Raw genomic sequence first — 23,987 nt, forward strand, 5'->3', positions numbered from 1 at the left:
TATGGCGGCCGGGAGGATGCCAGAAGAGTGATCCGCATCAAATAATTACCGCACAGTTTGTTCAACCCAGGTGTTAACCCCAGACTAGCGGGATCAAAAAAGGCCGGGAAACCATCCCGGCCTTACAAGAACGGCTAACTGCAGAACAGCGTTATTTCAGCAGCGCTTTCGCCTTCGCCACCACGTTATCGGTAGTGAAGCCAAATACGTCGAACAGTTTTTCTGCCGGTGCGGATTCGCCAAAGCTTTCCATACCAACAATCGCGCCATTGAGGCCAACATACTTGTACCAGTAGTCAGCGATACCCGCTTCGATCGCCACACGGGCGCTCACAGCTGACGGTAGCACCGCTTCACGGTAGGCCGCATCCTGTTTGTCGAATGCATCGGTAGACGGCATGGACACCACGCGCGCTTTAACGCCTTCTTCGCTCAGTTTCTGCCAGGCAGCAACGGCCAGTTCGACTTCAGAACCGGTAGCGATAAGAATCAGCTGCGGCTGGCCGCCGCTGTCTTTCAGCACGTAAGCGCCTTTCGCGACATCAGCCAACTGCTGAGCAGTACGTTCCTGCTGCGCCAGATTCTGACGAGACAGAATCAACGCTGTCGGGCCGTCTTTACGTTCAATGGCGTATTTCCAGGCCACCGCGGTTTCAACCTGATCCGCCGGGCGCCAGGTGCTCATGTTTGGCGTCACACGCAGGCTGGCCAGTTGCTCTACCGGCTGATGGGTCGGGCCATCTTCGCCCAGACCGATGGAGTCATGGGTGTAAACATAGATGCTGCGCACTTTCATCAGTGCTGCCATACGCACCGCATTACGGGCGTATTCCACAAACATCAGGAACGTTGCGGTGTACGGTACAAAACCGCCGTGCAGCGAAATACCGTTGGCAATGGCAGTCATGCCAAATTCACGCACCCCGTAATGGATGTAGTTACCCGCCGGGTCTTCATTCAGCGCTTTAGAACCAGACCAAATCGTCAGGTTGCTCGGTGCCAGGTCGGCAGAACCGCCCAGGAATTCCGGCAGCAGCTTGCCATAGGCTTCCAGCGCATTCTGCGAGGCTTTACGGCTGGCGATCTTGGCCGGGTTAGCCTGCAGTTGTTCGACAACTTTAGTCGACTCGGCCTGCCAGTTAGCCGGCAGTTCGCCGTTCACGCGACGAGTGAATTCAGCAGCCAGTTCCGGATAAGCGCTGGCATAGGCATTGAACGCCTGTTGCCAGGCCGCTTCTTTGCTTTCACCAGCTTTGCGAGCATCCCAGGCGGCATAGATATCAGCCGGGATTTCAAACGGACCGTATTTCCAGCCCAATTGCTCGCGGGTCGCAGCGACTTCGGCATCACCCAACGGTGCGCCGTGGGAATCATGGGTACCGGCTTTGTTCGGAGAACCGAAACCAATCACGGTTTTGCACAGCAGCAGCGACGGTTTGTCAGTGACGCTCTGCGCTTCTTTGATAGCGCGCTGGATGGCATCAGCATCATGACCATCGATGCCACGAATTACGTGCCAGCCATAGGATTCAAAGCGGGCAGCGGTATCATCCGTGAACCAGCCTTCGATGTGGCCGTCGATGGAAATACCGTTGTCATCGTAGAACGCAACCAGTTTACCCAGCTTCAGGGTACCCGCCAGTGAACAGACCTCATGAGAGATCCCTTCCATCATGCAACCATCACCCAGGAAGACATAGGTGTGATGGTCAACGATGTCGTGGCCCGGACGGTTGAACTGCGCAGCCAGTGTACGCTCGGCAATCGCCATACCGACTGCGTTAGCGATACCCTGTCCTAACGGCCCAGTGGTGGTTTCCACGCCCGGTGTATAACCCACTTCCGGGTGACCCGGCGTTCTGGAATGCAACTGGCGGAAGTTTTTCAGTTCTTCAATCGGCAAATCATAACCCGTCAGATGCAACAGGCTGTAGATCAGCATGGAGGCATGACCGTTGGACAGCACGAAGCGATCGCGGTTAGCCCAGTGCGGGTTGGCCGGGTTATGGTTCAGATGGTCACGCCACAAGACTTCAGCGATATCAGCCATACCCATTGGTGCGCCGGGATGACCTGATTTGGCCTTCTGCACGCCATCCATACTCAACGCACGGATAGCATTGGCAAGTTCTTTACGAGAGGACATGCTTTACTCCAGATCGGATTGAACAGTTGCCTGTCGAACATAAAACATATGAATCAATGTGTTAGCTCAAAAAGGCAAAGAGAAGATATTCACAAATGTACATGAAAACCCAGCCGATTGCACATGGAACAGCAAGCGGAAAAAACGCACGAATCTGCTGACATGCAGACCGTATAGCAGGCTTTCCTTTTCATCGGGGCGGTTTTATCTGCCTTAGCTCACACGATGTAGCAGCTTTACCTGTTTACGTCCGCCCGTTTGCGCCACCATAACACCACCGAGAGGTCATCTGCACGGCCTTCTTTAGAAGAGACACCGATAAAAAAGGCATCCGGTCAGGATGCCTTTGTAACGTGGCTCATTAGCGAAAAATATCCACAACGGTAAGTCTGTACCGATTAATGCGCGGCAGCCTCATGCCCATGCAAACGGTGACGGGTCACCATCCCTAACAGGAAGCACATGACGAATACCACAAAATAGAGCGCGTTCGCGGTCACCAGCGCGGCATGTACGCCGAAGTGCTGCACGATCGGCCCAGTGACGATAAAGGTCAGCATGGTCCCCACCGTTCCGCAGGTCAGAATGAAGTTTACCAGCTTCGGCGACGGCACCTTGGTCTGCTGGGAGCCCAGAGTAATCAGCGTGGTATAGATAGCGCTGGAAATGAAGCCCAAACCAAAAATGAAGTATTTCAGCAGATGAGGCTGATCGCTGCTGACAAACAGGTACATCGCACCGGTAGCCAGCACAGCCAGCACAGTCACTACGCGCTGCAAGTCAAAGAATTTGAGCACAACGCTGAACACCCACATACCAATCATGTACGACGTCCAGAAGCTACTGACCAGTTCCCCGGCATCGCCAATGCTCATACCAAAGGATTTAGTCACATATTCCGGCACCCACTGAATAAACGCCAGTTGCCCCAGGATATAGCACAGCGCCGCGATAGACAGGAATACCACGCCCATGCCCCATTTTTCCGCCTCGACAGGCGCGCTCTGGGGGGTGGCTTTTTCCGTGCCGATAGCGGGAAAATCAGACAGCAGTGTCAGAACCAGAATCGCCACGTACAACAGCCCGATGCAAGCGTAAATCCAGTACCAGCCGAAATGACGGGACAACAACGCCGCCGCTACAATCGGGAAAATCATACCGGCCATACTGAAAAAGGAATCGGTAAACAGCAAGCGGGCACCACGCTGACGCCCGGAGTAGAGCTGGGTAATCAGAAAGGTGCCGATCGACATGGTGATGCCGCTGACCACGCCCAGCGTAAACATACAGGCAGAAAACACCGCCAGCGATTTACCCACGAACAACCCGACGATCGACAGGACAATCAGTATAAAACCGAAGACCAGCTGTTTCTTCAACGGGAAAATATCCATCAGCCAGACATTCAGGAAAATGGACAGCAAAATACCGGCATTCAGAAACGTAAAGGTATTACTCATATTGGCTATCGGAACATTGAAGTACTGAGCGATATCACCCATGACCATGCCCGTGACGATAACCAGCGCACCGGTCAGCGCATAAGAAAAGCAGCTGGTAAAAAATAACCGCTGACGATTGAGATCAGACATATATCCTTCCTGTCATCAAATAGGAAAAGCGCAGGCGATACCCGATTCTGGTATCGACGTTGCGCCACAACGTTGTCATCAAAGTGTTGCCAGGCCGCACACACAAAACGGCATGCTAACCGGAAAGCGTTAATCTGCCTTACTACACGCCGAACTACACACAACCAGACGTGCTATGTAATAAAAAACTGACGTACTGTGTAATAAACGCAGACATACCGTACAGCAGTCAGTATGGCTGCACGCCCGGAAAAGAAAAAGGTTGAGTGCCTTATCAGCACTCAACCTTTTCTAACGAGAGATTACTCGTCTTCCAGATAAGTGTAACCGTATAACCCGGTTTCAAACTCATCAAGGAACTGTGCCTGCAGTTCCGGCGCCAGATTGGCTCCCTTCACCTGATCGCGGAAGCGAGACATCAACACATCCGGGTCAAGCTGCACATATTCCAGCATATCGGCCACGGTGTTGCCTTCATCCGACTCTTCCAGCTCAACCGTCCCATCCTGGAATACAAACACATCAACGGTCGACGTATCACCAAACAGGTTGTGCATATTGCCGAGGATTTCCTGATACGCCCCCACCATGAAAAATCCCAGCAACGGTGGGTTTTCCGGGTCGTAAGGCGGCATCGGCATCGTTGTGGCAACGCCATCGCCATCCACATAGTGATCAATAGTGCCGTCAGAATCGCAGGTAATGTCCAGCAGTACCGCACGACGCTGCGGCGGCTTGTCCAGCCCTTCGAGCGGTAACACCGGGAATAACTGATCGATACCCCAGGCATCGGGCATCGACTGGAACAGCGAGAAGTTGACATACAGCTTATCTGCCATACGTTCCTGCAGTTCATCAATAATAGGCCGGTGCGCACGGTTACTCGGGTCAAGCTGCTGCTGAAGGCGCTGGCAGATATTCAGATAAAGCTGTTCCGCCTGCGCGCGTTGGGTCAAATCCAGCATACCGTGGGTGTACTGGGTATGGACATCATTCAGGTCCATCTGGCTGTCGTGCAGCCATTCACGCAGCGAACGGCGGTTGCCCGGTTCCTGAATTTCCTGCCAGGTGCTCCACAAGCTTTCCAACGCACGCGGTGCGTCTTCATCCGGTGCCGTCGGTTCGCTGAATTCGTTACGCTCTACCCCGATGATATTGGATACCAGCACGGTGTGATGCGCGGTCACCGCCCGCCCGGACTCGGTTATCACCATCGGATGCGGCAAGCCGTATTCGTTACAGGCGTCGCCAATCCCCCAGATAACGTTGTTGGCGTACTCGTTCAGACCGTAATTGACCGAACAGTCAGACTGCGAACGGGTGCCTTCGTAATCGACGCCCAATCCACCACCGACGTCAAAACACTGAATGTTGACGCCCAGTTTATGCAGTTCAACGTAAAAACGCGCAGATTCACGCACACCGGTGGCGATATCACGAATGTTCGCCAGTTGTGAACCCAAGTGGAAATGCAGCAGTTGCAGGCTATCGAGACGGTTGGCGTTACGCAGCAGTTCCACCAGTTGCAGTACCTGTGTCGCGGCCAGACCGAACTTGGACTTTTCACCACCACTCGACTGCCACTTGCCGGAACCCTGCGATGCCAGACGCGCACGCACGCCCAAACGTGGCACCACGTTCAGACGCTCGGCCTCTTCCAGCACCAGCTTGATTTCCGACATCTTTTCAATGACCAGATAGACCTTGTGACCCAGCTTTTCGCCGATCAAGGCCAGTCGGATATACTCACGGTCTTTATAACCGTTACAGACGATAACGGTACGGGTCATACCCGCATGGCCCAATACCGCCATCAATTCCGCTTTGGAGCCCGCTTCCAACCCCAGCGGCTCACCGGAATTGATCAGGGATTCAATGACGCGGCGATGCTGGTTAACTTTGATGGGATAAACCAGAAAATAGCCGCCTTCATAACCGAAAGACTCACGCGCGCGTTTGAACGCGGCATTAATGGAACGCAGGCGGTGTTGCAAAATCTGCGGGAAGCAGAACAGCGCAGGCAGACGCTGATTATCCTGCTGGCGGGTTTTTACCAGTTTAGCCAGATCGACACGCGCCTCTGGCACGTCTGGATCCGGGCACACGCTGATGTGACCCAGTTCGTTGACGTCATAGTAATTATTGCCCCACCAGGCAATATTATACGTTCTCAGCATCTCGCTGGCGTCGCGGTCATTCATGGCTACCTCCTGCATGGAGCGCAGATGATCGTGTTTACCCGCCGCTGACGAGTACGGTTGAATCATATCGTCAGACATGGCGATCCCCTTCTTCCACTTTTAGATGAATAATCACATTTTTTCCCGCAACAAATACCGGCGACATAGCAAAAGCGTGCATCGCTGGCAGTGAAAAAACCGACGGGCAGTAGTATGCCGTCGTTTTATGACTCTTATTAGTGTAAAACACGATGTCAGACTCCGAGATTCGGGTCGGTGAAAACCAGGGAAAACACCGCCAGGAAGAACGCACACGCATTCACTGGCGCGGAGAAAAAAGCAGGTTAGCCAGCTCGGGAGTCCTGCGTTGCGCTGCGGGACAGGCAACTTCGGGCAAATGGCGGAAAGGATTGAGTCAGTGACGCAGTGGCGTCAGAAGAAAAGCGCGGCAGGCGCAACTCACTCAATAAACAACGGATCATTAATCCTATCACCTCCACGCTCGCCGCAGATGATGCGGTCAGGCTATCACGACAACCATCAGGAAAACGGTCAAACAGTATCGGCAAGCGTCTTGTCGCAGCACTCGCTGGTCTCTCAGAATTGCACTCTCAGAACAAGCGTCGCGCCACATTTTGAGGCCCCGAATGACGGACAACAAAACCGCCTGCCGTTTATACCTATCCATCCCCGGAAAAGCAAAATGAAAATGGTAAAAAAACCTATCATGTTGGCAAACACTGCCGATGAAGATTGCCAGTCCACCGCCGCGGCATAAAAACTGCTGGCATGGTGCTATCGTGTGGCCTAGAATAGCCATCCAGATGTTAATCCATCTATACTGATTAACTGAATTATTGATTAACGGCTTTAGCTTATAAGGTAAAGAAACTCATGGCTAAACACCTTTTTACATCCGAGTCGGTCTCCGAAGGACATCCTGATAAAATCGCTGACCAGATTTCCGACGCCGTCCTTGACGCGATTCTGGAGCAGGACCCCAAAGCGCGGGTTGCCTGCGAAACTTACGTAAAAACCGGTATGGTGTTAGTTGGTGGTGAAATCACTACCAGCGCCTGGGTGGATATCGAAGAAATCACACGTCGCACCGTCCGCGAAATTGGCTACGTCAACTCAGAAATGGGTTTTGACGCCAACTCTTGCGCAGTACTGAGCGCCATCGGCAAGCAGTCTCCGGACATCAACCAGGGCGTTGACCGTAAAGACCCGCTGGAGCAAGGCGCGGGCGACCAGGGCCTGATGTTCGGCTACGCCACCAACGAAACCGACGTACTGATGCCAGCACCGATCACCTATGCACACCGTCTGGTGCAACGTCAGTCTGAAGTGCGCAAAAATGGCACCCTGCCGTGGCTGCGTCCCGATGCCAAGAGCCAGGTGACCTTTGCTTACGACAACGGCAAAATCGTCGGTATCGACGCCGTTGTATTGTCTACCCAGCATTCAGAATCCATCGGGCAGAAAGACCTGCAGGAAGCGGTGATGGAAGAGATCATCAAGCCGGTTCTGCCGTCTGAATGGCTCTCTGCCAATACCAAATACTTCATCAACCCGACTGGCCGTTTTGTTATCGGTGGCCCAATGGGTGACTGCGGTCTGACGGGTCGTAAAATCATCGTTGATACTTACGGCGGTGCCGCACGTCACGGTGGTGGTGCCTTCTCCGGTAAGGATCCGTCTAAAGTGGACCGCTCCGCTGCCTACGCCGCCCGTTATGTCGCGAAAAACATCGTGGCCGCCGGTCTGGCAGATCGTTGTGAGATCCAGGTGTCTTACGCTATCGGCGTTGCAGAACCGACTTCCATCATGGTGGAAACCTTCGGTACGGAGAAAGTCTCCAGCGATCGCCTGGTTGATCTGGTTCGTCAGTTCTTCGATCTGCGCCCTTACGGTTTGATTCAGATGCTGGACTTGCTGCATCCGATCTACCAGAAAACCGCAGCTTACGGTCACTTTGGCCGTGAAGAATTCCCGTGGGAAAAAACCGACGTGGCAGAAAAACTGCGCGATGCCGCAGGCCTGAAATAATCCGCTTTTCTGACATGCCAACGGCGAAGCAGCGCTTCGCCGTTTTTTATTGCCGAAGCCTGTGGGCATGATTGTGTCTGCTCATGATTGTGTCTGAAGTCATGATTGCATCCGGTTCGCCCAGCCCGTAAGCTGCCAGCATGAACACACCACGTCTTCCTATCGCCCTGCAACAAGCGGTCATGCGTTGTCTGCGAGAAAAACTTCAGCAGGCCAATACCGTATTAGGCAGCGATTACCCTGAACCGGTCATCAACTACCAGCAACGCGGTTCCACAGCGGGCAGCGCCTGGCTCAAAGAGTGGGAAATCCGCCTCAACCCGGTGTTATTACTGGAAAACCAGCAGCCGTTCATTGACGAAGTCGTGCCGCACGAACTGGCGCACCTGCTGGTCTACGCCCGTTTTGGTAAAACCGCGCCACACGGTCAACAATGGCGCTGGATGATGGAAAGCGTGTTGAACGTCCCCGCCCGTCGTACCCATCAGTTTGCGACAGCATCAGTCCAGGGGAAAACCTTCCTTTATGAATGCGCCTGCCGTCGCCATGAACTCACTGTTCGTCGGCATAACCGGGTGATAAAGGGCGAATCAGAATACCGTTGTCGCGCTTGCGGCGAACGGTTACGCGCTCTTGTAACAAAACCTGTTTAAACAAAAATAGCTGGCATCTAATACTGTGTTTTTTGAGTTTGCCTGTACGGTCTTCCTCAGGTACGCTGCCCGTTTTTAACCCTGCAGGTGACGTTGGAATATGCTTCGCAATGTTGTCATTTTCGTGGTGTTGGGCGCAGGCCTGACAACGCTGGCCGTAGCCGGTCAGAACATCAATAATTTCACGCAAGCCAAAGCTGCCGCCGTGAAAATCCATCAGGATGCACCCGGTACCTTCTACTGCGGCTGTACCATTAACTGGCAGGGTAAAAAAGGAACGCCGGACCTGGCCTCATGCGGCTATCAGGTTCGCAAAGACGCCAACCGCGCTCATCGTATTGAGTGGGAACACGTCGTGCCTGCATGGCAATTTGGTAATCAGCGCCAGTGCTGGCAAGACGGTGGCCGCAAGAACTGTACCAAAGACGATGTTTACCGCCAGATGGAAACCGATCTGCACAACTTGCAACCGTCAATTGGTGAAGTGAACGGCGATCGCGGCAACTTCATGTACAGCCAGTGGAATGGTGGCGAGCGTCAATATGGCCAGTGCGAGATGAAGATTGATTTTAAAAACCAACTGGCAGAACCGCCCGAACGAGCACGCGGTGCTATCGCCCGCACCTACTTCTATATGCGTGATCGCTATCATCTGAACCTGTCCCGCCAGCAGACCCAACTGTTTGATGTCTGGAGCAAACAATACCCGGTCACCGCGTGGGAATGTACCCGTGAAAAACGCATCGCAGCGATACAAGGCAACCCTAACCCCTATGTGCAAGAGGCTTGCCAGCCCTGATGCTGCTCCCTACTATAACGGCGTGTCTCTTATAATAAGCGCCGCCGTCGCCACCGTTGCTATACCGGTGACCGGGGTCTGTCAGGCTTTGCCCCTTCGATTAACTACCACCTAAGGCCAGATTATTCATGCGAATACCGCGCATTTTTCATCCCGATACGCTTGCCCCACAAGGGGGAGAAACCGATCTGAGCGAAGACGCCGCCAACCATGTGGGCCGGGTACTTCGCATGAGCGCCGGGCAGGCGCTGCAACTGTTTGACGGCAGTAATCAGGTCTTCGAGGCCGAGATTGTGCAGGCCGGGAAAAAAAACGTGCGGGTCCGTTATGCCGCCGGTCAAACGGAAGACCGGGAGTCACCCTTGCACCTGCATTTGGGCCAGGTGATGTCACGTGGCGAAAAAATGGAATTCACTATCCAAAAATCCATCGAGCTGGGTGTTAATATCATCACTCCGCTGCTATCCGAACGTTGCGGCGTCAAACTGGATGGTGAACGGCTGGAGAAGAAAATCGCGCAGTGGCAAAAAATCGCCGTTGCGGCCTGCGAACAGTGCGGCAGAAACCGGATACCGGATATTCGTCCAGTCCAGACGTTGGAAAGCTGGTGCGCGGAATCGGACAATGGGTTAAAACTGAACCTGCATCCGCGGGCGTCGCAACACATCAATACATTGCCGTTGCCGGTATCACGCATCCGGTTGTTGATTGGCCCGGAAGGCGGATTATCAGCAGACGAAATCGCCATGACCGCAACCCAGGGATTTACTGATATCCTGCTGGGGCCTCGCGTTCTGCGTACAGAAACCACCGCGCTCACCGCAATCACCGCGCTTCAGGTGCGATTCGGCGATTTGGGGTAAAGGAGAGAATAATGAGAAAACTCGGTATCGTGATGGACCCGATTTCGTCCATCAATATCAAGAAAGACACCAGCTTTGCGATGTTGCAGGAAGCCCAGCGTCGTGGCTGGGAACTACACTATATGGAAATGGGCGACCTCTACCTGCACGCAGGTGAAGCCCGGGCCACCACCCGCACGCTGAGCGTTCAATACGATTACAACCATTGGTACGACTTCGGTGCGACGCAGGACATCGCCCTGCACGAATTAGATGTGGTGTTGATGCGCAAAGACCCGCCGTTTGACACCGAATTCATCTACGCCACCTATATTCTGGAGCGAGCGGAAGAGAAAGGGACGCTCATCGTTAACAAACCGCAAAGCCTGCGCGATTGTAACGAGAAACTGTTCACCGCCTGGTTCCCGCAGTTAACGCCAGATACGCTGGTCACCCGCAATGCCGATCGGCTGCGGGCGTTCCATCAGCACCACAGCGACGTCATCTTAAAACCACTCGATGGCATGGGCGGCGCGTCGATTTTCCGCCTGAAGCCAGAGGATGCTAACGTATCGGTCATTATCGAAACGCTGACCGAACACGGTAGCCGTTACTGCATGGCGCAAAACTACCTGCCTGCCATTAAAGACGGCGATAAACGCGTACTGGTGGTCGATGGTGAACCCGTGCCTTACTGCCTGGCACGCATTCCGAAAAGCGGTGAAACCCGTGGGAATCTGGCCGCGGGTGGCCGGGGCGAAGCCCGCCCACTCAGCGAAAGCGACTGGCAGATTGCCCGTACCGTCGCACCGGTACTGAAACAGAAAGGCTTGATCTTCGTCGGGCTGGACATCATTGGCGATCGCCTGACCGAAATTAACGTCACCAGTCCTACTTGTGTGCGTGAAATCGAAGCCGCCTATCCGGATGTCTCTATTACTGGCATGCTGATGGACGCGATTGATCGTAGGCTGGCTCAGCGTTAACGATACACGGACCGTATCCCGGTCGGTGATGTAGAGCCCCACCCGGTTCGCTGCCCGGCGGCGAACCGGAAACATTCACTCCGACAGAGAAGCGATAATAAAGACAATGAATTTACAGCACCATTTTCTGATTGCGATGCCCTCTCTGCAGGACTCGGTGTTCAGGCGGACGGTGATTTACATCTGCGAACACAATGAAGACGGCGCCATGGGTCTTATCATCAACAAACCAATGGAACAGTTCACCGTCGAGAACATCCTCAAAAAGCTGAAGATTACGCCTGATCGTCGGGATACGACTATCCGTCTCGATAAGCCGGTGTTTTCCGGTGGCCCGCTGGCAGACGATCGCGGCTTTATCCTGCATACCCCTTGTGAGGGTTTTGCCTCCAGCATCAGTATTTCCGACGAAACCATGATCACCACGTCAAAAGATGTGCTGGAAACGTTGGGGACGCCGGAGCAGCCGCGCAATACATTGGTCGCGTTGGGTTATTCAGCCTGGGAAGGGGGCCAATTAGAGAGCGAACTGTTGGAGAACGCCTGGCTGACCGTACCGGCGGACCACCATCTGTTATTCCATACACCGATTGCTGAGCGCTGGCGTGCGGCTGCTAAAAAACTGGGTGTGGACATTCATAATATCGCAGCCGAAGCGGGGCATGCCTGATGGGAAACCGAACATTACTGGCCTTCGACTTTGGCACCCGCAGTATTGGCGTTGCTATCGGTCAGGAAATCACCGGGACGGCCCGCCCGTTGACATCACTGAAAGCGCAGGATGGCATACCCGACTGGCAGAAAGTGGAAAAGCTGCTCAACGAGTGGCAGCCCGCGTTAATCATCGTCGGCCTGCCGCTGAATATGGATGGTACCGAACAACCGCTGACCGCACGGGCGCGTAAATTTGCCCAGCGCCTGCATGGCCGTTTCGGCGTCACCGTTGAGTTGCATGATGAACGGCTAAGTACCGTGGAAGCACGCGCAGATCTGTTCGAACGTGGTGGATTCCGGGCGCTGGATAAAGGCAGCGTCGACGCGGCCTCTGCGGTGATTATTCTGGAAAGTTGGTTCGAACAGCAATTTACCCAACCGCAGTAAACCTGCCCCGGCAAGCCATGTCGCCCTCACCTTTGTTATCAAGGCTTTTCTTACTTACTGTATATACCCAAAATAATTCGAGTTGCAGGAAGGCGGCAAGAGAGTGAATCCCGATGAGCTTACTGAGGTAAGTGATTCGGGTGAACGAACGCAGCCAACACACCTGCAACTTGAAGTATGAAGGGTATAAACAATTCAGGCCCGCCAAAGCGAGCCTGAGTGAAACATGTCGTGCACAACAACTAACGGGGATTACTCGTCCGGGTAGTCGCGCAGGAACCCTTCCAGGTCTTCCACCATTGAGGTGTTACCGACAAAGAACGGCGCACGCTGATGCAATTTCTGCGGGACAAGATCCAGAATGCGGTTTTTACCATCACTGGCTTTACCGCCCGCCTGCTCAGCCAAAAACGCCATCGGATTACATTCGTACAGCAAGCGCAGTTTCCCTTCTGGATAGCTGGCAGTACTTGGATAGAGGTAAATGCCGCCCTTCAACAAGTTACGGTGGAAATCCGCCACCAGCGAACCGATATAACGGGTGGTATACGGACGCTGTGTCGCTTCATCCTGTTCCTGACAGTACTTGATGTACTTCTTCACGCCCTGCGGGAATTTGATGTAGTTCCCTTCGTTGATGGAGTACATATTGCCTTTCTCCGGGAAACGCACGCGTTCGTGAGACAGGCAGAACACCCCCAGCGAGGGGTCATACGTGAAGGCATGCACGCCATGACCGGTGGTGTACACCAGCATGGTCGAAGACCCGTAAACGATATAACCCGCGGCAACCTGCTTGTGACCAGGCTGGAGGAAATCCTCTTCGCGCACCGGCATTCCCAGCGGAGTGATACGGCGATAAATCGAAAAAATGGTACCGACAGAGACATTCACGTCAATATTGGAAGAACCGTCCAGCGGGTCCATCAATACCACGTATTTGGCATTTTCAGCGCGCTCACCGTCGAAGATAACGATTTCGTCTTCTTCTTCGGAAGCAATCCCTGCCACCTCGCCACGGGCTTTTAGCGCCGCTTTCAGCTTTTCATTGGCGTACAGATCGAGTTTCATCTGCACTTCGCCCTGAACGTTGGACACGCCGCTGGTGCCCAGAATATCCACCAGACCGGCTTTGTTAATGTCACGGTGAATAATCTTCGCACCCAGTTTGATGGCAGAGAGCAGAGCCGTCAGCTCACCAGTGGCGTGAGAGAAATCGTGCTGTTTTTCGACGATAAATTCGCCTAACGTTTTCATAACACTATTCCAGAATCTACGAATGAAAAGCGGTTTTATTTTTGTACCGCCAGCGTTTGCGTCTGCAGTGTAGCCCAAAGAGAAAGCGAGTACCTAGCAAATCCATTTCTTATGACGTATTCCAGGCGTTAGAATGGACGGCAGACTCTCTGAATATAGATGGAAAATGTATGCGTATTCATATTTTAGGAATCTGTGGCACCTTCATGGGAGGACTGGCGTTGCTGGCCCGATCACAAGGACATCAGGTAACCGGTTCGGATGCTAACGTCTATCCGCCAATGAGTACCTTACTGGAAGAGCAAGGGATTACCCTTATCCAGGGTTACGACCCCGCACAGTTGGATCCGGCACCGGATCTGGTCATCATTGGCAATGCCATGACCCGTGGCAACCCCTGCGTTGAGGCGGTACTGGAACAAAATATCCCGTATATGTCCGGCCCGCAATGGCTTCATGACCATGTTCTGCGCGAGCGCTGGGTCATCGCTGTTGCCGGGACCCACGGCAAAACCACCACTGCCGGTATGGTGACCTGGATTCTGGAGGATTGCGGCTATCAGCCGGGGTTCGTCATCGGCGGCGTACCGGGCAACTTCACCGTTTCCGCCCGTCTGGGCGACAGCCCATTCTTCGTGGTAGAAGCCGACGAATACGACTGCGCCTTCTTCGACAAGCGTTCCAAGTTCGTTCACTACAGCCCGCGGACACTCATTCTGAATAATCTGGAATTTGACCACGCCGATATCTTTGATGACCTCAAAGCCATTCAGAAGCAGTTCCACCATCTGGTACGTCTGGTGCCGGGCAAAGGTCGTATCATCGTTCCATCGCACGACCTGCACCTGAAGCAGGTGATAAGCATGGGATGCTGGAGTGAACAAGAACTGGTGGGTGAAGAAGGGATCTGGAAGGCGAAAAAAGTCACCACCGACGCCAGCGTGTTTCAGGTATACCTCAACGATCAACTGGTTGGGGAGGTCACCTGGAATCTGGTGGGTGAACACAACATGCATAACGGCCTGATGGCTATCGCGGCCGCGCGTCATGTCGGTGTCACACCAGCGGAAGCCTGCCGGGCGCTGGGCGGTTTCATTAATGCCCGCCGTCGTCTGGAACTGCGCGGTACCGCGCACGGCGTGTCGGTGTATGACGATTTTGCTCACCATCCGACAGCCATTCTGGCAACACTGGCTGCGCTGCGCAGCAAAGTGGGTGGGACAGCACGCATTCTCGCCGTGCTGGAACCCCGCTCCAACACCATGAAGATGGGCCATTGCAAAAACGAGTTAGCGCCTTCTCTGGGGCGTGCTGATGGCGTATTCCTGTTCCAGCCCCAACATATCCCCTGGCAGGTCTCTGAAGTGGCTGACGCCTGTGTTCAGCCCGCCTACTGGAGTGCCGATATCGATACGTTGGTGGAGATGGTCTGCAAAGTCGCTCAGCCGGGCGATCATATCTTGGTGATGAGCAACGGTGGTTTCGGCAATATTCACAACAAACTGCTGGATGCCCTGAATACCAAAGCCCAGGCGACGCACAACGAAGATTGACCGAGACTGACACGATACGATGCCTGCCGCCGACAACCCGCTTGTCGGCGAGCAGACAAGCGTGGAAAGGTAAAGGCAGAGATTAAAAGGCCAAAAGCAAAAAGGACGGGCTAAGCCCGTCCTTTTTCATGCAGCAACCACTGAAATTATGCGTCGAAAGGATCGCGCAGAATCATGGTTTCTTCGCGGTCTGGACCCGTGGAAATGATATCCACCGGTACACCCGTTACTTCTTCGATGCGCTTAATGTAGTTCAGCGCTGCCTGCGGCAATTTGCTGCGCTCTTTCACGCCAAAGGTGCTTTCAGACCAACCCGGCAACGATTCATAAATCGGCTCGATACCTTCCCAGCCGTCTGCAGCCAACGGAGTGACATCCACGTTGCTGCCATCCGGCATACGGTAACCGACGCAGATTTTCACTTCACTCAGACCATCCAGCACATCCAGTTTGGTCAGGCAGAAACCGGACAGGGAGTTAATCTGCACCGCACGGCGTACAGCAACTGCATCCAGCCAGCCAGTACGACGGCGACGACCGGTAGTTGCACCGAACTCATTACCTTTCTGTGACAGGTGTTCGCCAACATCATCGAACAGCTCAGTCGGGAACGGACCTGCACCAACACGTGTGGAGTAAGCTTTAACGATACCCAGGACATAATCCACGTAACGCGGCCCCAGACCAGAACCGGTCGCTACACCACCTGCGGTGGTATTGGAGGAGGTCACATAGGGATAGGTACCGTGGTCGATATCCAGCAGCGTACCCTGCGCCCCTTCGAACATGACGAAATCGCCACGCTGATGCGCTTTGAACAACAAATCGGATACGTCTACGACCATGCCAGTCAGAATGTCAGCGACTGCCAACACATCATCCAGCGTTTTCTGGAAATCCACCGGCTCGGCTTTGTAGTAATGCACCAACTGGAAGTTATGGTATTCCATAATTTCTTTCAGTTTGATGGCAAAACTTTCCTGATCGAACAGATCGCCAACGCGCAAACCACGACGTGCAACCTTGTCCTCATACGCCGGACCGATACCACGGCCAGTCGTACCGATAGCTTTCGCGCCACGCGCTTTTTCGCGGGCATTATCCAGCGCAACATGGTACGGCAGAATCAGCGGGCAGGCTTCGGAAAGCAACAGACGTTCACGCACTGGCACGCCACGTGCTTCGAGTGCGGTCATTTCCTTCAGAAGCGCATCCGGTGCCAACACAACACCGTTACCGATGATGCTGATGACATTCTCACGCAGAATACCGGAGGGAATTAAATGGAGAACGGTTTTTTCACCGTTGATAACTAGCGTGTGACCAGCATTGTGGCCACCCTGGTAGCGCACAACATATTTGGCCCGTTCAGTCAGCAGGTCTACGACCTTGCCTTTACCTTCGTCACCCCATTGGGTGCCCAGTACGACAACGTTCTTACCCATCTCAAGAATCACCAGATTGGTTAAAAAAGGATTCTAGCATCTCATCTTTCGGCTTTCAGTAGTTTTAGCACACGATTGCGCACATTTTTAGTGGAAATTTCAGCCGCCAGTTCGACTACGCAACATGTAGTAGATCACACACCCAGCAACCACAATACCACCGCCAAACCGACGCAAAATATTATCGGGTAGCTGCGCCATCGTCAGGATCATCCGACGCCAGATACGGGGAAACAGCAAGGGCCCCAACCCTTCCATAATCAGCACTAACCCCAGCGCCAGCCAGATGCTCACATTCATAAAAAACTCCAGACAGAAAAAAGCCCGTAAACACGGGCTTGATAGTGTAGCGACAGACAACCTTAACGCGCCGGGAGGCTCTTTTCAGGCGATTTCATATAGCGGAAGAAATCGCTGTCAGGGCTCAACACCAGTACATCCTGATTGGAGCTGTTGAAGCTATGCTCATACGCTCGCAGACTACGAATGAAACCATAGAATTCCGGGTCCTGACTGAATGCAGCCGCAAACAGTTTTGCCGCTTCGGCGTCGCCTTCACCACGCATGATGCGCCCCTGGCGTTCCGCTTCTGCCAGTGTACGGGTCACTTCATAATCAGCAGCTGCCTTGATCTTCTCTGCCTGTTCCTGACCTTGAGAACGGTGACGGCGGGCAACCGCTTCACGCTCAGCACGCATACGCTGGTAAATAGCATCCGAGACTTCGGTCGGCAGGTTGATCTGCTTGATACGCACATCAATTACTTCAATCCCGAGTGCCGCCATACTATTCGGGTTAACCCGCGGCATGTCGCCAGTAGTTTCACGCGCAACTCGCGCAGCAGCAGAAGCAATCGCGTTATCCGCTTCCGTGGTTTCACCCGTACCGTTATTCAGCGCTTCGCGCACATCAGACATCAGCTGACCACGGGAATCGGTGACGATACCTTTAACATCCAGACGACCGATTTCAGAACGCAGACGGTCACTGAATTTACGCTTGAGCAGCACTTCCGCCTGAGAGACATCGCCACCGCCGGTCGCCAGGTAGTAACGACTGAAATCGCTGATACGCCATTTGATATACGAGTCAACAATCAAGTCTTTCTGTTCTTTAGTAATGAAGCGATCAGCCTGGTTTTCCATCGTCTGGATGCGGGCATCCAGCATTTTTACCGACTCCAGGAAGGGGATCTTCACATGCAGACCGGGCAGATACACTTGCGGCTTATTTTCACTATCGCGCAATACCTTACCAAAGCGCATGACGATGCCGCGCTGGCCCTCCTGCACCACAAACAGCGAGGCATAGACCACCACCAGTAACAGGGCAAGAATAAAGAGGACTGACTTACGCATAATTATTCTCTCCCTACGCGATTGATCTCGTCACGCTGCGCGTTGGCGCGGCGCTGATCCATAATATTACCGTTGTTGGAAGAACGCGGCGCATAGCTGGCACCGCTACCGCCGGATGTCGATGGCAGGCGCAACGGCGCAGGATTCGCTGCATTGCCGTTGGCAGGTACGGTTGCCGGGAAACTCCCCTGACCTCGCATCAATTGATCGAGCGGCAGCACCATCAGGTTGTTGCTCTTGTCACTCACCAGCACCTTGTTAGTGTGGCTCAGCACACGTTCCATGGTTTCAATATAGAGACGCTCACGGGTAATTTCCGGTGCGGCCTTATATTCCGGCAACAGGCGTGAGAAACGAGAGACCTCACCTTGCGCTTCCAGTACGGTACGGTCTTTATAGGCGCGGGATTCTTCCAGAATACGCTGTGCCTGACCATTGGCACGCGGCTGGACTTCATTAGCGTAGGCTTCCGCTTCACGGATGTACTGCTGCTCGTTTTCACGGGCGGCAATCGCATCGTCGAATGCGGCTTTAACTTCTTCAGGCGGACGGGCAGTCTGGAAGTTCACATCCAGCAAGGTAATGCCCATATCATACGGACGCACGGTCTCTTCCAGCACTCGCTGGGTATCCGTACGCACAATGGTACGCCCTTCAGTCAGGATTTTATCCATCGTGTACTTGCCAATAACGCCACGCAGCGCGCTATCGGTCGCCTGACGCAAGCTGTCGTCAGCATTGGTGACGCTAAACAGGTATTTTTCCGGCTGAGTGACGCGGTACTGAACGTTCATCTCCACCCGCACCACATTCTCGTCGGATGTCAGCATAACGCCGGATGTCGCCAGTTCGCGGACAGACTCCACGTTGACGGCACGGACTGCATCAACAAAGGTCGGTTTCCAGTTAAGACCCGGCCCCACCAGATGGCTGAATTTACCAAAGCGGGTGACCACACCACGCTCGGCTTCTTTGATGGTATAGAAACCGCTGACACCCCATACCACCACCACGGCCGCCACGACCAGGCCCAGAATACGGCCACTGTTTGTGCTGCCGCCCTGAGAACCAGAGCCGGAACCTGATGATTTACCGCCCAGATCGCCGAGTTTTTTACTCAGCTTACGGAATATATCATCGAGGTCAGGCGGCCCCTGATCCCGTCCACCTTTATTGTTTCCGCCAGAGTTGCCGCTATTGTTATTGCTGCTCCCCCACGGGTCGCGGTCCTGTCCGTTGTTACCGGGCTGATTCCACGCCATGTTTAGCTCCATTCATTATGATAGGTATTTTTTGGGGTCAATGTCCCAGAGTTACGAGACTGTCTGTGTCGATGAGACAATATAATCCTGCAATTTCTGCTCCTGTTTACACAGGCGCCGCCAGTCGATAATGGGCATTCTGACCACCAACCCTACGCTGCCGTCTTCCTCAATCCACTCTTTTTCTATTGCCTGAAGCTGATAAAAACGACTTCTCAGGCGACCGGCCTCCGCCGGAAGATGCAACGAATAATGCGCAATCTCCCCGGACAATCGTTCGGTCAACGCCTGAAATAATAATGGGATTCCTTCCCCGGTTTGAGCAGAAAGCCATACCCTGATTGGGCGGTTTTCCTCATCACGGTCGATACGCGGTGCAATATTCTCCAGCCGGTCAATTTTGTTCATGACCAGTAAAAAAGGAATATCATCCGCTTCTATCTCAGCTAACACCTCGTTGACGGCATCGATATTTTCATCGACACGGGCATCGGAGGCATCGACCACGTGCAGTAATAAGGTGGCTTCCCGGGTTTCCTGCAATGTCGCCTTGAATGCCGCCACCAGGTCGTGCGGCAAATCACGGATAAACCCGACCGTATCTGCCAGCACAGTATCACCGACATCATCGACCTCAATACGGCGCAATGTCGGATCCAGTGTGGCAAACAACTGGTCTGCAGCATAGACATCTGCAGCAGTCATACGATTGAACAGGGTTGATTTACCTGCGTTGGTGTATCCCACCAACGAAACGGTCGGCACTTCAGCACGCGTACGTGCCCGCCGTCCCTGCTCGCGCTGTTTTTCCACCCGCTCAAGACGAGACAAAATCTGACTGATGCGGTTGCGTAACAAACGACGGTCGGTTTCCAACTGGGTTTCACCCGGCCCACGCAGACCGATACCGCCTTTCTGGCGCTCAAGGTGCGTCCAGCCACGAACCAGACGCGTCGCCAGATGGCGTAATTGCGCCAGCTCAACCTGTAATTTCCCTTCATGGGTACGGGCGCGTTGGGCAAAGATATCCAGAATCAACCCAGTGCGGTCAATCACCCGGCACTCGCACAGCCGTTCAAGATTACGCTCTTGCGCTGGCGTCAATGCATGATTAAACAACACGACAAAGGCACCGGTCGCTTTAACCGCCTGCGCGATTTCCTCCGCCTTGCCTTCGCCGACAAAATATTTGGAGTGCGGCGCTTTACGGCTGCCGGTAATCACCTGCAATGCGTCTATTCCGGCTGAAGACACCAGAGACTCGAACTCCAGCAGGTCCTCAGTATCTTTCTCTTGCGAAAAATAAATATGAACTAGTATGGCCTGTTCACCGGCTTCATAACGGTCAAACAACCGGACACCCTCTCAGAAAAAGGCAACCACGGCAGTGAAAGCCGCTGAAATCAGCACTTTTCCCGCCGTGGTAAACTGGTAAGGACGCGTTATTCAGCGTCATCACTTTCCTGTTGCGGCTGCTGCTGCGCCGCCTGATTGTTGGCATGGTAGTTATTTGAGCCAGGATTATTACTGTGATGCGATACCGGGCGAGAAGGAACTACCGTTGAAATGGCGTGTTTGTACACCATCTGACTGACCGTGTTTTTCAGCAGAATCACAAACTGATCGAAAGACTCAATCTGGCCTTGCAGTTTGATGCCGTTAACCAAATAAATTGAAACAGGAACACGTTCACGACGCAAAGCGTTCAAGAACGGATCTTGCAAAGATTGCCCCTTAGCCATTCTATATTTTCCTTATTTGCTTGTTGTTTGTAACAAAGAACCCTGCGGCCCTAAAATAACGTTATAAAAATTTATGCCGAGAATCAGTCAATTGTAGACACAGGCAATTGTACACAATCGTCTAATGTACACAATCGTCTAACCTATGCACTAACAACCTGAATCACCGTGCGTAACGCTTCTCCGGGCTGATCGCTGTCAAGCCAGCGCACCCCTTCCCAACCACGCAACCAGGTCATCTGGCGTTTTGCCAGTTGCCGGGTAGCGCAGATGCCACGATACACCATCTCATCGTAATCGATCTCGCCCGACAAATATGACCACATCTGGCGGTATCCGACACAACGAATTGACGGCAATGCAGGGTTCAAGTCTGGTCGGGCAAACAATGCCCGGGCCTCTGTTTCAAAACCTGATTCCAACATCTGCCGAAAACGTAACGCTATCCGTTCATGCAACAACTCACGTGTCGCCGGAGCAATCGCAAACTGATGAACACGATAGGGCAACGCTTCACCGGATGTCTTTGTCAACTCAGTTAAAGTGTTACCTGAAACGAAAAAAACTTCCAGTGCCCGAGACAGTCTCTGCGGATCATTTGGATGAATCCGAGCCGCCGCCACCGGATCGATGGCACTGAGCTGACGATGTAACGCTTCCCACCCCTCGGTACGCGCACGTTCTTCAATCTGTTGGCGTATGCTGGCATCTGCCGATGGTAACGGCGACAATCCTTCCAGCAGCGCTTTGAAATACAGCATGGTGCCGCCTACCAGCAACGGAATACGCCCGGCGGCGGTTACCTCCGCCATCGCTTGCAACGCATCACGTCGAAAATCGGCGGCTGAATAGGCCTGCGCCGGATCCAGGATATCCAGCAAACGGTGTGGAGCCCGCGCCAGCTCTTCCTGGCTGGGCTTTGCTGTGCCGATATCCATACCACGATAAATCAGCGCCGAATCCACGCTAATCAACTCAACGGGAAGGTGCTCGCGCAGAGCCATCGCCAGCGCGGTTTTCCCGGAAGCCGTCGGCCCCATAATAAAAATGGCTGGCGGGTATTGCGTCGTATCAAACTCATTCATGCTTCAACGCCTTGATGGCAGATTCAATATCCATCACATATAACAATTCTGACGGCGGCGTTTTCACTTGCACAGGGCACAAACGCTCGACATCGGACAGCAACTGTACGGCCTGTGGCAACGTCCAGCTTTCACGCTCGCTGCTGAGCTGCCCTGCCATCCACGCCGCTACTGCATCAGGCGTCACGTCATGAGAATCAGCGAGATAGCCTAGCAGGTCAGAAATCAAGTTTTGTAAATTTTGTTGTCTCAATGGTAAAGGTACCGCCCGAAGCGTAGCGCGCGGCGGCGATACTTCAACCTCTATGCCCATCAGGGCCAGCAACGGCTGTTGCTGCTGGACAACCGCCAGTTCGGATGCATTTAGCGTCAGTCGCTGCGGAATTAATAGTGGCTGCGGGCGCAATCCCTCGCCATTATCCGGCGGTGTCAATTGGGCCTGACGCAGATAACGCTCCGCGACAACTAACGACAAGAGCGCCAGCCCCTGACGGTACTCCACCAATGCATAAGCGGGAGGATAGACAGTCAACACACGTCCTAACCCCAGCGAATGGCTCGCCAGCGGCAGGTCATCGGCCACCGCCGTTTTCTGCGCCACCTCACGCGGCATCGCCACTGGCTCCCGCGCTGGCGGTACCTCGCGAGCAACCGTCTGCGGGCGTGACGATTCGTTATGCAACAAGCGCTGGTACAGCTCGCCCTGTTTCTTGTCATAACCCACCGTCTGGGGACGGGCTGGCTGCGGCTCACGCGCCTGACGCCCCTCCTCACCGGATTCACGAGCGGTAAAGGCAGAGGAGCGTGGCTCCGACGTCAGTGTCGGCGCTACCGGTCGGGCAAAATGGTTTTCCCCGGCGGCAGTACGGTTTTCCGGCTGCCACATCGTTGACGCCGTCTGCGTATCACCCACCCCGTTCAGGCCCGGTGACGCTGCCTGCTGCAATACGGTCATCACCGCCTGATAGATAAAGTCATGAACCAACCGGGCCTGATGAAAGCGTACTTCATGCTTCGCCGGATGCACATTCACATCCACCTGATGGGGGTCGACCTCCAGATACAGGACGTAAGCCGGTTGCTGTTCATCACGTAACTGATCCTGATACGCCTGACGAATCGCATGATTAATCAAACGATCGCGCATCATGCGCTGATTAACGTAGCAGTACTGCATTTCAGGTAACTGGCGTGAGCCAGCCGGATCGGCCACCCAGCCATGAATATTCAGATCGCCATGCTGCCAGGAAACCGCTAACGCATGCTGTAGAAATGCCGCGCCACAAATACTCCCCAGCCGCCGTTCACGCTGTGCCGACTCCGATACAGCGCGATATTGCCGAATCAACTTACCATTATGGTGCAACGTTATTGCCACATCGAAGCGCGCCAGCGCAATGCGCCGCACGACCTCATCGATGTGCATGAACTCAGTCTTTTCGGTACGCAGAAACTTACGCCTGGCCGGGGTATTGTAGAACAAGTCCAGCACTTCCAGCGTCGTCCCCACCGGGTGCGCCGCTGGCTTGAGGGTCACCGCCATCTCGCGTCCCTCGGCGTAGGCTTGCCACGCTTCTGTCTGCGCGTCGGTGCGGGAAGTCAGCGTCAGGCGTGAAACCGAACTGATACTGGCCAGTGCTTCACCGCGAAATCCCAGGCTGACAATCGCCTCTAAATCATCAAGCGTAGCGATCTTACTGGTGGCATGACGCGCTAACGCCAGCGCCAGATCCGCCTTACTGATACCGCAGCCGTTATCCCGAATACGAATCAGCTTCGCGCCACCGCGTTCGATGTCGATATCGATTCGCGTCGCACCGGCATCCAGACTGTTTTCCACCAGTTCTTTGACGACAGAAGCGGGTCGCTCCACTACCTCGCCAGCGGCGATCTGGTTCGCCAACTGGGGGGGCAGTACCTGAATCGACATGGATTCT

At 53.9% G+C, this 23,987-nt stretch carries 21 protein-coding genes; 9 read left to right on the forward strand and 12 right to left on the reverse strand.

The features are described 5' to 3' along the window. Window positions 1-151 precede the first annotated feature (151 nt). The 3 genes from tkt to speA all read right to left on the reverse strand — a co-directional run bounded on the left by tkt (window position 152) and on the right by speA (window position 6,017). The gene (gene tkt / locus FAZ14_RS06845; RefSeq protein ID WP_038905730.1) at window positions 152-2,146 is read right to left on the reverse strand and encodes a transketolase; all 1,995 of its coding nucleotides are present in this window, start codon (window positions 2,144-2,146) and stop codon (window positions 152-154) included. A gap of 398 nt (window positions 2,147-2,544) precedes the next feature. Then, complete coding sequence (gene tsgA / locus FAZ14_RS06850; RefSeq protein WP_038926589.1) at window positions 2,545-3,738, reverse strand: MFS transporter TsgA; 1,194 nt, start codon at window positions 3,736-3,738, stop codon at window positions 2,545-2,547. A gap of 302 nt (window positions 3,739-4,040) precedes the next feature. After that, window positions 4,041-6,017: a biosynthetic arginine decarboxylase gene (speA, locus tag FAZ14_RS06855; RefSeq protein ID WP_016940691.1), complete on the reverse strand. Its 1,977-nt coding sequence runs from the start codon at window positions 6,015-6,017 to the stop codon at window positions 4,041-4,043. Between the two features lie 319 nt (window positions 6,018-6,336). Here speA and FAZ14_RS06860 point away from each other — a divergent pair, with 319 nt between their 5' ends. The 8 genes from FAZ14_RS06860 (at window position 6,337) to ruvX (ending at window position 12,348) form a co-directional block, all read left to right on the forward strand. Next, window positions 6,337-6,696 carry a hypothetical protein gene (locus FAZ14_RS06860; RefSeq protein WP_152446784.1) on the forward strand — a complete coding sequence of 120 codons (360 nt, stop codon included), beginning with the start codon at window positions 6,337-6,339 and terminating at the stop codon, window positions 6,694-6,696. 116 nt (window positions 6,697-6,812) lie between these two features. Beyond that, entirely contained in the window at window positions 6,813-7,967 is a 1,155-nt protein-coding gene (metK, locus tag FAZ14_RS06865; protein WP_016940693.1) for a methionine adenosyltransferase, read from the forward strand. A gap of 140 nt (window positions 7,968-8,107) precedes the next feature. Beyond that, window positions 8,108-8,620, forward strand: coding sequence for a SprT family zinc-dependent metalloprotease (locus FAZ14_RS06870; RefSeq protein ID WP_038926588.1), 513 nt, complete (start codon window positions 8,108-8,110; stop codon window positions 8,618-8,620). Between the two features lie 100 nt (window positions 8,621-8,720). Next, window positions 8,721-9,419: a deoxyribonuclease I gene (endA, locus tag FAZ14_RS06875; RefSeq protein WP_016940695.1), complete on the forward strand. Its 699-nt coding sequence runs from the start codon at window positions 8,721-8,723 to the stop codon at window positions 9,417-9,419. A gap of 128 nt (window positions 9,420-9,547) precedes the next feature. Then, window positions 9,548-10,282, forward strand: coding sequence for a 16S rRNA (uracil(1498)-N(3))-methyltransferase (gene rsmE, locus FAZ14_RS06880; protein ID WP_038926587.1), 735 nt, complete (start codon window positions 9,548-9,550; stop codon window positions 10,280-10,282). An 11-nt stretch (window positions 10,283-10,293) separates the two neighbouring features. Beyond that, entirely contained in the window at window positions 10,294-11,247 is a 954-nt protein-coding gene (gene gshB, locus FAZ14_RS06885; RefSeq protein WP_019843316.1) for a glutathione synthase, read from the forward strand. A gap of 106 nt (window positions 11,248-11,353) precedes the next feature. Continuing rightward, window positions 11,354-11,917, forward strand: coding sequence for a YqgE/AlgH family protein (locus FAZ14_RS06890; RefSeq protein WP_012886262.1), 564 nt, complete (start codon window positions 11,354-11,356; stop codon window positions 11,915-11,917). Continuing rightward, window positions 11,917-12,348 (forward strand): Holliday junction resolvase RuvX, encoded by a 432-nt coding sequence (ruvX, locus tag FAZ14_RS06895; RefSeq protein ID WP_016940698.1) that lies wholly within the window; start codon window positions 11,917-11,919, stop codon window positions 12,346-12,348. The genes FAZ14_RS06890 and ruvX overlap by 1 nt, the downstream gene beginning before the upstream one ends. 252 nt (window positions 12,349-12,600) lie before the next feature. On the opposite strand, the gene fbp is transcribed toward ruvX, so the two are convergent. Next, the gene (fbp, locus tag FAZ14_RS06900) at window positions 12,601-13,605 is read right to left on the reverse strand and encodes a class 1 fructose-bisphosphatase (RefSeq protein WP_016940700.1); all 1,005 of its coding nucleotides are present in this window, start codon (window positions 13,603-13,605) and stop codon (window positions 12,601-12,603) included. A gap of 170 nt (window positions 13,606-13,775) precedes the next feature. On the opposite strand from fbp, the gene mpl reads away from it, so the two are divergent. Further along, window positions 13,776-15,158, forward strand: a complete 1,383-nt coding sequence (gene mpl / locus FAZ14_RS06905) for a UDP-N-acetylmuramate:L-alanyl-gamma-D-glutamyl-meso-diaminopimelate ligase (RefSeq protein WP_038926586.1) — start codon at window positions 13,776-13,778, stop codon at window positions 15,156-15,158. Between the two features lie 146 nt (window positions 15,159-15,304). On the opposite strand, the gene FAZ14_RS06910 is transcribed toward mpl, so the two are convergent. The 8 genes from FAZ14_RS06910 to mutL form a co-directional block, all read right to left on the reverse strand. Next, window positions 15,305-16,603 (reverse strand): adenylosuccinate synthase, encoded by a 1,299-nt coding sequence (locus FAZ14_RS06910; protein ID WP_016940702.1) that lies wholly within the window; start codon window positions 16,601-16,603, stop codon window positions 15,305-15,307. 99 nt (window positions 16,604-16,702) lie between these two features. Further along, on the reverse strand, window positions 16,703-16,903 hold the full coding sequence (locus FAZ14_RS06915) for a DUF2065 domain-containing protein (protein WP_012886267.1): 201 nt from the start codon (window positions 16,901-16,903) through the stop codon (window positions 16,703-16,705). A 62-nt stretch (window positions 16,904-16,965) separates the two neighbouring features. After that, window positions 16,966-17,961 (reverse strand): protease modulator HflC, encoded by a 996-nt coding sequence (hflC, locus tag FAZ14_RS06920; protein WP_012886268.1) that lies wholly within the window; start codon window positions 17,959-17,961, stop codon window positions 16,966-16,968. Between the two features lie 2 nt (window positions 17,962-17,963). Then, complete coding sequence (hflK, locus tag FAZ14_RS06925) at window positions 17,964-19,223, reverse strand: FtsH protease activity modulator HflK (protein WP_153508272.1); 1,260 nt, start codon at window positions 19,221-19,223, stop codon at window positions 17,964-17,966. Between the two features lie 51 nt (window positions 19,224-19,274). Next, entirely contained in the window at window positions 19,275-20,576 is a 1,302-nt protein-coding gene (gene hflX, locus FAZ14_RS06930) for a ribosome rescue GTPase HflX (RefSeq protein WP_016940704.1), read from the reverse strand. Window positions 20,577-20,665: 89 nt separating this feature from the next. Then, window positions 20,666-20,965 (reverse strand): RNA chaperone Hfq, encoded by a 300-nt coding sequence (hfq, locus tag FAZ14_RS06935; RefSeq protein ID WP_012886271.1) that lies wholly within the window; start codon window positions 20,963-20,965, stop codon window positions 20,666-20,668. A 143-nt stretch (window positions 20,966-21,108) separates the two neighbouring features. Beyond that, on the reverse strand, window positions 21,109-22,050 hold the full coding sequence (gene miaA / locus FAZ14_RS06940; RefSeq protein WP_016940705.1) for a tRNA (adenosine(37)-N6)-dimethylallyltransferase MiaA: 942 nt from the start codon (window positions 22,048-22,050) through the stop codon (window positions 21,109-21,111). Then, a complete protein-coding gene (mutL, locus tag FAZ14_RS06945) occupies window positions 22,043-23,980 on the reverse strand; it encodes a DNA mismatch repair endonuclease MutL (protein ID WP_153508273.1) in 1,938 nt (645 codons plus the stop codon). Before mutL ends, miaA begins: the two co-directional genes overlap by 8 nt. Window positions 23,981-23,987: the final 7 nt, after the last annotated feature.

The sequence above is a fragment of the Dickeya oryzae genome, from assembly GCF_009372235.1.
Taxonomy (GTDB): domain Bacteria; phylum Pseudomonadota; class Gammaproteobacteria; order Enterobacterales; family Enterobacteriaceae; genus Dickeya; species Dickeya oryzae.

What these genes read in the sequence shown, in the direction of transcription:
- FAZ14_RS06890 (WP_012886262.1), top strand. Translation starts at nt 11,354, where the DNA reads ATGAATTTACAGCACCATTTTCTGATTGCGATGCCCTCTCTGCAGGAC.
- ruvX (WP_016940698.1), top strand. Translation starts at nt 11,917, where the DNA reads ATGGGAAACCGAACATTACTGGCCTTCGACTTTGGCACCCGCAGTATT.
- hfq (WP_012886271.1), bottom strand. Translation starts at nt 20,965, where the DNA reads ATGGCTAAGGGGCAATCTTTGCAAGATCCGTTCTTGAACGCTTTGCGT.
- tsgA (WP_038926589.1), bottom strand. Translation starts at nt 3,738, where the DNA reads ATGTCTGATCTCAATCGTCAGCGGTTATTTTTTACCAGCTGCTTTTCT.
- FAZ14_RS06870 (WP_038926588.1), top strand. Translation starts at nt 8,108, where the DNA reads ATGAACACACCACGTCTTCCTATCGCCCTGCAACAAGCGGTCATGCGT.
- hflC (WP_012886268.1), bottom strand. Translation starts at nt 17,961, where the DNA reads ATGCGTAAGTCAGTCCTCTTTATTCTTGCCCTGTTACTGGTGGTGGTC.
- gshB (WP_019843316.1), top strand. Translation starts at nt 10,294, where the DNA reads ATGAGAAAACTCGGTATCGTGATGGACCCGATTTCGTCCATCAATATC.
- FAZ14_RS06915 (WP_012886267.1), bottom strand. Translation starts at nt 16,903, where the DNA reads ATGAATGTGAGCATCTGGCTGGCGCTGGGGTTAGTGCTGATTATGGAA.
- mutL (WP_153508273.1), bottom strand. Translation starts at nt 23,980, where the DNA reads ATGTCGATTCAGGTACTGCCCCCCCAGTTGGCGAACCAGATCGCCGCT.
- speA (WP_016940691.1), bottom strand. Translation starts at nt 6,017, where the DNA reads ATGTCTGACGATATGATTCAACCGTACTCGTCAGCGGCGGGTAAACAC.
- fbp (WP_016940700.1), bottom strand. Translation starts at nt 13,605, where the DNA reads ATGAAAACGTTAGGCGAATTTATCGTCGAAAAACAGCACGATTTCTCT.
- tkt (WP_038905730.1), bottom strand. Translation starts at nt 2,146, where the DNA reads ATGTCCTCTCGTAAAGAACTTGCCAATGCTATCCGTGCGTTGAGTATG.
- mpl (WP_038926586.1), top strand. Translation starts at nt 13,776, where the DNA reads ATGCGTATTCATATTTTAGGAATCTGTGGCACCTTCATGGGAGGACTG.
- FAZ14_RS06910 (WP_016940702.1), bottom strand. Translation starts at nt 16,603, where the DNA reads ATGGGTAAGAACGTTGTCGTACTGGGCACCCAATGGGGTGACGAAGGT.
- metK (WP_016940693.1), top strand. Translation starts at nt 6,813, where the DNA reads ATGGCTAAACACCTTTTTACATCCGAGTCGGTCTCCGAAGGACATCCT.
- hflK (WP_153508272.1), bottom strand. Translation starts at nt 19,223, where the DNA reads ATGGCGTGGAATCAGCCCGGTAACAACGGACAGGACCGCGACCCGTGG.
- endA (WP_016940695.1), top strand. Translation starts at nt 8,721, where the DNA reads ATGCTTCGCAATGTTGTCATTTTCGTGGTGTTGGGCGCAGGCCTGACA.
- rsmE (WP_038926587.1), top strand. Translation starts at nt 9,548, where the DNA reads ATGCGAATACCGCGCATTTTTCATCCCGATACGCTTGCCCCACAAGGG.
- miaA (WP_016940705.1), bottom strand. Translation starts at nt 22,050, where the DNA reads ATGAATGAGTTTGATACGACGCAATACCCGCCAGCCATTTTTATTATG.